The organism is Vogesella oryzae, from assembly GCF_902829295.1.
GTDB classification, from domain to species: Bacteria; Pseudomonadota; Gammaproteobacteria; order Burkholderiales; family Chromobacteriaceae; genus Vogesella; species Vogesella oryzae.
Map to the genome: position 1 here is coordinate 1 of NZ_CADEPL010000047.1, position 9674 is coordinate 9674.

9 protein-coding genes are annotated in these 9674 nt (G+C 64.3%); 3 read left to right on the forward strand and 6 right to left on the reverse strand.

Annotated features, from left to right (window positions below; genetic code table 11):
• The 6 genes from HU218_RS13445 to HU218_RS13475 all read right to left on the reverse strand — a co-directional run.
• Nucleotides 1-1865, reverse strand: a 1865-nt coding sequence (locus HU218_RS13445) for an MMPL family transporter (RefSeq protein WP_174875449.1), incomplete at its 3' end; no start/stop codon positions are given.
• Nucleotides 1862-3382 (reverse strand): LpxL/LpxP family acyltransferase, encoded by a 1521-nt coding sequence (locus tag HU218_RS16960; RefSeq protein WP_246211127.1) that lies wholly within the window; start codon nucleotides 3380-3382, stop codon nucleotides 1862-1864. The genes HU218_RS16960 and HU218_RS13445, both read right to left, overlap by 4 nt.
• A complete protein-coding gene (locus HU218_RS13460) occupies nucleotides 3382-3678 on the reverse strand; it encodes an ApeI family dehydratase (protein WP_174875451.1) in 297 nt (98 codons plus the stop codon). The genes HU218_RS16960 and HU218_RS13460 overlap by 1 nt, the downstream gene beginning before the upstream one ends.
• A 1-nt stretch (nucleotide 3679) precedes the next feature.
• Complete coding sequence (locus tag HU218_RS13465) at nucleotides 3680-5026, reverse strand: AMP-binding protein (protein ID WP_174875452.1); 1347 nt, start codon at nucleotides 5024-5026, stop codon at nucleotides 3680-3682.
• A 33-nt stretch (nucleotides 5027-5059) separates the two neighbouring features.
• Nucleotides 5060-5713: a COG4648 family protein gene (locus HU218_RS13470; RefSeq protein WP_174875453.1), complete on the reverse strand. Its 654-nt coding sequence runs from the start codon at nucleotides 5711-5713 to the stop codon at nucleotides 5060-5062.
• Nucleotides 5710-5988, reverse strand: a complete 279-nt coding sequence (locus tag HU218_RS13475; protein WP_174875454.1) for a phosphopantetheine-binding protein — start codon at nucleotides 5986-5988, stop codon at nucleotides 5710-5712. Before HU218_RS13475 ends, HU218_RS13470 begins: the two co-directional genes overlap by 4 nt.
• A 280-nt stretch (nucleotides 5989-6268) precedes the next feature.
• Here HU218_RS13475 and HU218_RS13480 point away from each other — a divergent pair, with 280 nt between their 5' ends.
• The 3 genes from HU218_RS13480 to HU218_RS13490 all read left to right on the forward strand — a co-directional run bounded on the left by HU218_RS13480 (nucleotide 6269) and on the right by HU218_RS13490 (nucleotide 9417).
• Entirely contained in the window at nucleotides 6269-6910 is a 642-nt protein-coding gene (locus HU218_RS13480; protein ID WP_246211140.1) for a phosphatase PAP2 family protein, read from the forward strand.
• A gap of 36 nt (nucleotides 6911-6946) precedes the next feature.
• Entirely contained in the window at nucleotides 6947-7960 is a 1014-nt protein-coding gene (locus tag HU218_RS13485) for a chorismate transformation FkbO/Hyg5 family protein (protein ID WP_246211142.1), read from the forward strand.
• 182 nt (nucleotides 7961-8142) lie between these two features.
• Entirely contained in the window at nucleotides 8143-9417 is a 1275-nt protein-coding gene (locus tag HU218_RS13490; protein ID WP_174875456.1) for an NAD(P)/FAD-dependent oxidoreductase, read from the forward strand.
• The last annotated feature ends 257 nt before the right edge of the window (nucleotides 9418-9674 follow it).

The window sequence follows — 9674 nt, forward strand, 5'->3', positions numbered from 1 at the left end:
ACCGTCACCTGTGCCAGCTGCTGGCCGGCCAGCGCCGCGCGTACCTTGTCCAGCGCGATCTGGTCGCCCTGTGCGCCCTCGCCGGTTGGCCGCAGCGGCATCAGCACCAGATAGCTGCCATCGCGCTTGATCAGCATCGAATCCAGCAACACGCTGCTGGCGCTGCCGTGCAGGCTCTGCCGCGTTAACAGCGGCTGGCTGCGACTGTTGGCTACATCCGTCACGAAGCCCTGCAGCTGCCCGGCCTCCAGCGGCATGTGCTGCAATGCCTGCTGCAGACGTTGCTGCAGCTCGGCCGTCGCCGGCAGCACTGCCTGGCGCGCGCGCTGGCTGGCCTGACTGGGCAACAATTCGTCCGGGGTATGGAAGCCGCCGATCACCCCGTCGCGCTGCAGTTGCAGCAACACGCGACGGCTGCGTTCGGCCAGCTGCAAGGCGCTTTCCTGGTCCGGCGCGCTGATGCTGGCGACATAACGCATATCGTTGCCGCCCAGATCGCCACGCAGTTCGGCATCCAGCTGGTTCTGCGCCTTGGAGATGGAGCTGAGCGCATTCAGCTGGCGGCTCCAGATGTCCTGCGGATTGAACACCAGCACCGCCACTGCGGCCAACAGTGCCGCCGCCAGCAACCAGCGCAGGTGGGTCAGACCATCCAGCACTTTTTGCAGCCACAGCCCCGGCCCGCTGAGGTCACGCAGGTTGAGCCGGGCCGGCATCAGCCCCGGCAGGATGTAGCGGGTCACCAGCGCGGCGGTCACCAGTCCGCTGATGGAATACAGCCCCAGCTGCGACAAACCGGGAAAGCTGGAACACATCAGCGCGGCAAAGCCGGTGACCGAGGTAAGCACGCCAAGGCGGATGGTGCGCCAGAAATGGCGCGGCTCGTTGCCGCCGGCACGCTGGATGAACAGATAGATGGAGTAATCGACCGCCTCGCCGATCAGCGTGGTGCCAAAGCCCAGAGTCAGCCCGTGCACGTGGCCGAATCCCAGGCTGACGCTGGCAACCCCCACCAGCGCGCCGGACAGCACCGGGATCAGCCCCAGCAGCAATAACGGCAGCGAGCGGTACACCAGCAGCAGCAATGCCACCACCAGCACGGTACCCAGCGTGGCCAGCCGCTCCACCTCGCTCTTGATGATGTCGCGCGACGCCACCGACATCACACTGGTGCCGCTCATCACCAGCCGGGTATCGGCATGGCGGGCAGGCAGCTGCTCGAAGGGCTGCCGCACCTCGGCCAGTGCCGCTGCCTGGGCATCGGTATCCAGTCCGGATTCGGCCAACTGCAACAGCAGCACCGCGCGCTTGCCATCGCGCGACACCCAGATATCGTTGCTGCTATTGGGCTGGCTCTCGCCGAGGAACTGGTCGAGGATTTGCAGCGTTTCGCCGCTGGGGTCGCGCGGCAGGATTTTTTTCACCACCAGGCCGGCGTCACCGGACATGGCATCCAGCGTGTCCTGAATGGCCGCCTGCAGGCCCGCCGCGGTAAAGCGCTGCGGCGTCACTGCCGGACTCAGCAGGTAACGGTTATTGAAGAAATACTGCTGGTCGCGCTGCTGGCTCTGGCCATCGCCATTCTGCACCGCGGTAAAGCGCGGATTGTGCGCCAGCCGCGCCTGCAACTGGCGGGACAGCCGGCCGCGCTCGGCCTCGTCGCCGCCTTCGATGCCGACCAGCACCAGGCGGGCGATGGCGCCATCACGCAGCTGGTCGATCAGCATCTGCTGGCGCGCGCTGGGTACCTTGGGCATGAACGCCGACAGGTCGGCGACAAAACGGGTCTGCACGATCACCGCCACCGCTGCCAGCATCAGCAGCAGCCAGGCAAGCAGGGCCAGCGGGTAACGGCCTGGCTTCATTTGCTGCTGGTACTGGTAATGGTCATTTCCGAACGGTCGCCGTCGGCCTGCAGGAATTCGATGCTGCGGACCTGTGCCTGGTTGCCGGCGATGCGGATCTGGCTGATCACTTTCTGCATCCGCGGCTGGGTCGGGGTCAGGTTCAGCAGCCACTGCCCGGCGTCGCCGCTGAGTGCCAGGGTGTAGAAGCGCTCCAGCCCGCCACGGTCACCGGACAGGGTGGCGCGGATGCTCTCCACAACCGCCGCCACTTCCGGACGGTCGGACAGCGCCACCGTCATCTTGCGGCCGTCGCTGCGCTCCAGCTGCAGCTTGTTGCCTTCCAGCACCACCGCCTCGACCTTCGGCTTGAGGGTGCGCTTTTCCAGCCGGTCCGGCGCGGTAAAGGCCAGCTCGCCGGAGGACTCCAGCGGCTGCTTGAGCATGGCGATGTACTTCTTCTCGACAAAGGTGGCGGTGCCGGATTTCTTCTGCCCCAGCATCTGCATCAGGTCTGCCACGCTCAGCTCGGCGGCCTGGCACAGGCCGGCAGCCAACAACACGGCCAGGCCGGCCACGGTCTTGCTCATGATGGATACACGCATGCTCTGTCTAGCTTTCATCCCAGAAATCGTAAAAATTGAACCAGTTGAACGGATAGGCGCGGCAGTGCCGCTCCAGCGCCGCCACATACTTGTCGAGCAGTGTGGCCAACCTTTGTTCCCGCGGCAGGCGTTCCGCCGCCGAAAAATCTTCCAGCAACTCGAAATGCACGCGGTAGCGGTTGCCGCCCAGATAGATGCCGGCCATGAAAAACACCGGCTGTTGCAGCATCGCCGCCATGCGGAACGGGCCGTAGGGAAGCGCGCCGCCTTGCCCAGCAGCGCACGGCTCAGGTACTGGTCCGGCCCGGCGGCGCGATCGGCCAGAATGCCGACCAGCGCACCGTCCTCCAGCCGCTGATGCACCGCCAGCATGGCATCCAGCGTGCCCAGCGCGATGATGTCCTGCTGTGCCGCCGGATTGATGGCCTGCAATGCCTGGTTGATCTGGCGCGCGTTTTCCGGATACATCGCCATGCTGATCTGCAGCCCTGGGCGATGAAGCGCCATGCTGCGCAGCACTTCGAAGCTGCCGAGGTGGGCGCCGAACAGCAGCACACCCTGGCCGCGGTCGCAGTAGGCGTGCAGCGCTTCGGTACCGGACAACTCGATGCTGAAATCGTCGAAACGCTCGCGCAGCAGGTAGACGCGGTCGTGGATGGTGCTGGCAAAGTTCAGCACATGACGGTAGCGCTCGTGCCAGCGCGGCGGGCGACCGAGGCTGCGCGCAAGGTAAGCCCGCGACGCACGCCCGGCGCGGCCGCCGAACAGCACAAAGTAGGCGGCAATGCCGTACAGCACCAGCCGCGAACAGCGCCGCCCCAGCAGGCAGGACAGCGTGGACATGATGCGCAACCAGAACTGGCTGCCGCGCTCGCGCTGCTGCAACCAGGCCGGCGTCGACGCAGCGGAGTTGGCCGCATCCGGCCCGCCCATCAGGCCTGCTCTCCGGCGAGGGTGAACTTGCCATCCGCCACCTTGCGCTCCTGGTGGCTGATGGTGAATGCCACCAGCGCCGCGTCATGGCGGAATGCCAGCTGCAGCGCCTGCCCCGGACTCACCGGAGAGTGGAACTTGGCCAGCGCCAGCCCGGCCAGCTGCAGGCCGGTCGCGGCCTCGATGGCCAGCATGGCATGGTCCAGCAGCACCACGCCCGGCAATACCGGGTTGCCGGGAAAGTGGCCGGCGTAGGCCGGATGATCGCTGGCGATATCGAGAATAAGCTGTTGCATGCTAGCCCCGTGCCGGAATGTGTTGCGCAATCAGCCCCTGCAAGGTGCTGGCCAGTACCTTGCCATTGCCGTCGCGCGCCAGGCTGTCGACAAACACCACGTGGCGCGGCAGGAACACCGTGTCGATGTGCTGGCGCAGGCCGGCCAGAATCTGCGCGCGATCCAGTCCCGGTGCCACCACGAAGGCAGCCAGCCGCTCGACTTCGCCGTCGCCGCCGCGTTCCGGCACACAGAACACGCCATCCACCACGCCGGGCAGCGCGGTGAGCGTGGCATTGAGGAAGGACAGCGAGCTGCGTTTGCCGGCAACGTTGATCATATTGGCCTTGCGGTCAACCAGCCGGAAGCGCTCGCGGCTGAACAGCTCGATGGTGTCGTTGAGCATCTGCGGCGTTTGGTACACCTTGCCCACCGCCCAGAACTCCTCGTCGCGCTGTTCCAGCGTAATGCCGTGCAGGGTATGCCAGGTGCTGTCGCGATCGGTTTCGCGAGTGGCGACCTGTCCGGTTTCGGTAGAGCCGTAGATCTCCAGCACCGGACAGCCCAGCTGCGCCCGCGCCTGTGCGGCCAACTCGATCGACAACGGCGCGGTAGCGGACAGGATCACGGCGATTTCCGGTAGCGCAATCTCTGCCTCCAGCAGCTTGCGCAGGTGGAACGGCGTGATCACCAGCAGTCGCGGCGCCGGCATCTCCGCCAGGCTGGCGGCGATATCGGCCGGAAAAAACGGAATCTGCGACGACATGCGGCCAGCGGCAAGGATGGGCAGCAGCACGCTGGACTCCAGCCCGTACATGTGGCGGATCGGCACCGTGCCCACCACCGAACACGGCGCACCGGCTGCCGCCCACACCCGCTCTGCCCCGGCCAGGATCGCCAGTTGCAGGCGACCGAAGGTTTTGTAGTGCGGCATCGGCGTGCCGGTGGAACCGGAGGTGTACATGCAGGTAACGCGCTGGTCGAAATCGATCAGCGGCATGTCGCCCAGGGTTGGCCGCGGCGCGGCGGCTGCCACGTCGACGCGGAAATACGGCAGCCCGGTTACCGGGCTGTCGGTCTGATCGCCCAGCACCAGTACGCCCGGCTGCTCGGCCGCCACCGTGGCGATATGCTCCGGCGCCGCCGAATTGGGCAACACGGTGAGCATGCCGCGGGCAATGGCGGCAAACAGTGCCACCGCAAACCAGTAGCGGTCGGCGCACAGGTTCATCACCCGCCCGCCTTCCGGCAGGGCGGCGGCCAGCGCCATCACCTGGGCGTGAAAAGTGTCGCGGTCGATCACGTCGCCATGGCGGTAGGCAAACGGCGTACGGGGATCGGCAGCAGGAAGCAGCGGTATCAGGCTCATGAAATTAACGGCATCAGAATCGACAGCCCGGACTTACTTGGCATCCCGGCACTGCGTGTATTTGCGATAGGACTGGATAGTCTGGGCAATGCTGAAGTGCGGTTGTCCCGGCAGCGCGCGCAGGCGGATCAGATATTCGCCACCGAACATCAGCCCCAGCGACACCGGCGTAAACAGCGAGGCGAACAGCGCCCAGGTCGCCAGCGGCGCAAACGCGAACAGCAGCAGCGACATGCCGGCACTGGCGGCGAAGTACAGCGTCCAGGCCAGGGTCACTTTCCAGGTGTAGTGCAGGTAACGGGCATCCAGCGGCTCACTGATGGCAATGCGGGCAATGCGCGAGCACAGCGCCCCTTCATGGCTGCCCAGCGTGCTGCCGAACATGATGCCGAGGCTGGTCATGATGCCGGCGTGCTGAAAGAAGTACAGCCAGGCGGCATGCGCCAGCAGACGATCGATATTCAGCGCCACCGCCAGCAGGCCGCCGCCGCACAGCAGCAGCGCAGGCACGCGAAACGCCGAGTTCCAGCAGGCCAGCAACACCCCGGCGGTCAGCGGAATGGCGCCGATCAGTACGGCATACAGTGGCGGCTGGCTGGAGGACGATGCCAGATAGTCCAGCACCAGGTAAGCACCCGCCACCAGGGCCAGCAGGACCAGGCGCAAACTGCGCCACAGCCGGGTCATTTACTGCGGTGCTCGCCGATGTAGGCAGCCAGCGCGCGCAGCGAGGCGAAAATGGCCGTGTTGTCGGCGCTGTCGGCCTTCAACTGCACGCCGTACTGTTTGGACATCACCAGCGCGATTTCCAGGATATCGATGGAATCGATGCCCAGCTGGTCGCCATACAGCGGTGCTTCGGGAACGATCTCCTCGGCCGCGATGTCCAGGTTCAGCGCGGTAACGATATGGCCGGCAATTTCACGTTCCAGGGCCAGATCCGGTGCAGTAGCTTGTTCCATAATTTGCGATAAATAGGGTTTGTTTATTGAAAATGCGGGGAATCGCCAACCTCACACAGTTTCGGTATCATCGCGCAGCAATCGGGCAATGCCACGGGATTAGCCCGGATTTCTTTGGCCGACGTTGCGATAAATACCTGTGTGTATTCGCGAAAAATCAATCGGCGAGTATAACAAACATCCCCAGCGGCATACTACCTTCCGCACCGGCCCTACCCCTATCTAAGGAATCGTTTTGAACAGCGAAGTGATCAGCAAGCCGCCCGCCCGGAGCAGCGTCGTGGCCACCGTGATGGCCCACTTCTGGTTCAAGATGTTCGGCACCATGGGCTTCACCCTGGTGTTTTTTGTCGCCTACCTTTATCTGCTCAGGCACCCGGCTGCTGCCGTCAGCATCATTCCCGCCACGGCGCCGGACCGGCTGATCGGCTTTCAGCCCTGGGCCTTGCCGGTGTACCTGTCGCTGTGGGCTTATGTCTCGCTGCCGACCGTGCTGATGCTCAGCCGCAGCGAGATTGTCAGCTATGGCGTCAAGGTCGCCGTGCCGTGCCTTGCCGGGCTGGCGGTGTTCTATTTCTGGCCCAACGCCATCGCCCCGGCCGATATTGACTGGCGGCTATACCCGGGAGTGGCGTTCCTGAAAAACGTGGACACCGCCGGCAATGCCTTTCCGTCCCTGCACGTGGCCACCGCCGTGTTCTCCGCCCTGTGGCTGCACTGGCGCCTGCGCCTGCTGCAGCTGGGCCGGCCGCTGCAATGGCTCAACATCCTGTGGTGCGTGGCGATTGCCTATTCCACCATGGCGGTCAAACAGCACGTGGCGCTCGACGTCATCGCCGGCACGCTGCTGGGGCTGGGCAGTGCCTGGCTCACCGGCCTGAAAGCCCATGCCCAGGGCGCCGGCCTGCGGCCAACCTTGTAACCCTTGTTCAGCAGTAGCAGCCGAAACACCCGCATCATGAATCAAGATACCCGCCTGCAGTTCTTCCAGTGCCACCGTGCCGCTAACGCTCCCCAGTCGCTGCCACCCGATGCCGGCATCCTCGGCATGAGCAGCCTGCAGCAACCGGCAACCAGCCACGCCTGGCCTGTACAGCAGGTGCGCGTACCGCTGCTTGGCAGCAGCGCGCCACAGCTGCACGAATACTGGTTCAGCGCCGCCAGCTGCCGCCGTGGCCGCGTCGGCGACGTGCATTTCAGCGCCAGTGACGAGCTGCTGTTTGGCGTGATCGAGCTGCCGGAGACCCATGGCTCCGATACCGGCACCGCCTTGCAACTGGCCGCCGAGCGCGCCTACCGCCAGCTGTTTTCGCTGCTGGAAGCCGAGGGATTTCCGCACCTGTGGCGGGTATGGAACTACGTACCGCGCATCAACGAGATAGAACACGGGCTGGAACGCTACCGCCAGTTCAACATCGGTCGCCACGAGGCGTTTGCCGATTTCGCGCGCCCGGTGAACAGCAGCCCCGCGGCCTGCGCACTGGGCGTGGTGGATGGTCCGCTGAGCATCGCCTTTCTGGCGGCACGCCAGGCGCCGCTGTGTATCGAAAACCCGCGCCAGACCAGTGCCTTCTCCTACCCGCGGCAATACGGGCCACGCAGCCCGACCTTTACCCGCGCGGCGGTGGCACACAGCGGCGGGCTGCCCATCCTGTTTATCTCCGGCACCGCCAGCATCATCGGCCACGACACCGTGCATATCGGTGATGTCGTCGCCCAGACGCGGGAAACCGTCGCCAATATCGGCGTACTGGTGGAGCAGGCCAATCTGGCGGCCCCCGGCAGCGGTTTCACCCTCGCCGAGCTGGACTACCGCGTGTACATCCGTCACGCCGCCGACTACCCGGCGGTGCGCAACACGCTGCAACAGTTGCTTGGCCCGGACATCCGCGCCGTGTACGTGCAGGCCGATGTCTGCCGCAGCGACTTGCTGGTCGAAATCGAGGCCCACGGCCTGCCCCAGCAGCCGTAGCAGACCGCCAGCCGCGCACCACGGCGGCCGCCAGCGCCCCAGCGGCGGCCAACAGCCCGACTTCTTTTGCTTCGCCACCTGATCTACACCAGGCGCCGGTTAATTGCGGCTTTACATTATATATTTCTATATTTTAATTAAGGCAGGACAACACAAACCGGCACCAGCTGGAGGAGAGAGAGATGAAGCACATCGTCGTTATCGGCGCGGGCACCGGCGGCATGCCCGCCGCCTACGAGCTGCAGGAAAAGCTGGGCAAGGAATGCCGCATTACCGTGCTCAACAGCAACGAGCAGTTCCAGTTCGTGCCCTCCAACCCGTGGGTTGCGGTCGGTTGGCGCGAGGCCGATGCCATCTCGTTCCCCATTCGTCCCTATCTGGAGAAAAAGGGCATCGCCTTCATCGCCCGGCCAGTCAGCCGCATCGATGCCGACCACAACCAGCTGACGCTGGCCGACGGCCAGCAACTGGACTACGACTATCTGGTGATTACCACCGGGCCCAAGCTTGCCTTCGAAGAGGTGGCCGGCAGCGGCCCGCACGGCGGCTACACCCAGTCCATCTGCACGCTGCAACACGCCTTGCAGACCAACGAAGCCTACCAGCGCTTTCTGCAGAATCCGGGGCCGATCATCGTCGGCGCCATGCCCGGCGCCTCCTGTTTCGGTCCGGCTTACGAGTTCGCCTTCATCCTCAATACCGACTTGCGGCGCCGTAAACTGCGCCACAAGGTACCGATGACCTATGTCAGCAGCGAGCCCTACATCGGCCACCTGGGGCTGGGCGGTGTCGGCGATTCCAAGTCGCTGCTGGAGAGCGAGTTCCGCAACAACGACATCAAGTGGATCACCAATGCCCGGACCACCCAGGTGGAAGACGGCAAAATGCTGGTCACCGAGATCAACGACGACGGCACCGTACGCAAGGAACACGAGCTGCCGTTCGCCTTCAGCATGATGCTGCCGGCGTTCAAGGGGGTGGATGCGGTGGCGGCTGTGGACGGTCTGTGCAACCCGCGCGGTTTTGTGCTGATCGACGAATTCCAGCGCAGCAAGAAATACCGCAACATCTTCTCGGCCGGCGTATGCGTGGCGATTCCGCCGGTAGAGGTCACCCCGGTGCCGACCGGCGCCCCCAAGACCGGCTACATGATCGAAACCATGGTCAGCGCCATCGTGCACAACATCCGTGCCGAGCTGCACGGCGAACCCGCCAACGCCAAGGCCAGCTGGAACGCCATCTGCCTGGCCGACATGGGCGATACCGGCGCCGCCTTCGTGGCCCTGCCGCAACTGCCGCCGCGCAATGTGAACTGGTTCAAGAAAGGTAAATGGGTACACCTGGCCAAGGTCGCGTTCGAGAAATACTTCCTGCACAAAATGAAAACCGGCTCCTCGGAACCGGTTTACGAAAAATACGTGCTGAAGACCCTGGGCATCGAGCGGCTGGAGCCCTGAACACCGCAGCACCGGCCTAGTCGCCAGGCTATGCCGGCCGGAGGTCGCCCCCCCCCCCCGACCCCCCGCCCCGGCCCTTTTACAAATCTCCCGGGCCCCGAGCCGGACCCCCCATCCCGTTACCCGCTTTTGCTTTTAAAAAAAAAAAAACATAACTAAGCTGTGAATGAAACCAATGCAAGATCACGTATACAACCAGTATGGTGTTGATGTCCATGATGTTCGTAAGGAGTATTAGTATATTGTTAGATTATCAA

What these genes read in the sequence shown, in the direction of transcription:
- HU218_RS13470 (WP_174875453.1), bottom strand. Translation starts at nt 5,713, where the DNA reads ATGACCCGGCTGTGGCGCAGTTTGCGCCTGGTCCTGCTGGCCCTGGTG.
- HU218_RS13490 (WP_174875456.1), top strand. Translation starts at nt 8,143, where the DNA reads ATGAAGCACATCGTCGTTATCGGCGCGGGCACCGGCGGCATGCCCGCC.
- HU218_RS16960 (WP_246211127.1), bottom strand. Translation starts at nt 3,382, where the DNA reads ATGGGCGGGCCGGATGCGGCCAACTCCGCTGCGTCGACGCCGGCCTGG.
- HU218_RS13485 (WP_246211142.1), top strand. Translation starts at nt 6,947, where the DNA reads ATGAATCAAGATACCCGCCTGCAGTTCTTCCAGTGCCACCGTGCCGCT.
- HU218_RS13460 (WP_174875451.1), bottom strand. Translation starts at nt 3,678, where the DNA reads ATGCAACAGCTTATTCTCGATATCGCCAGCGATCATCCGGCCTACGCC.
- HU218_RS13465 (WP_174875452.1), bottom strand. Translation starts at nt 5,026, where the DNA reads ATGAGCCTGATACCGCTGCTTCCTGCTGCCGATCCCCGTACGCCGTTT.
- HU218_RS13475 (WP_174875454.1), bottom strand. Translation starts at nt 5,988, where the DNA reads ATGGAACAAGCTACTGCACCGGATCTGGCCCTGGAACGTGAAATTGCC.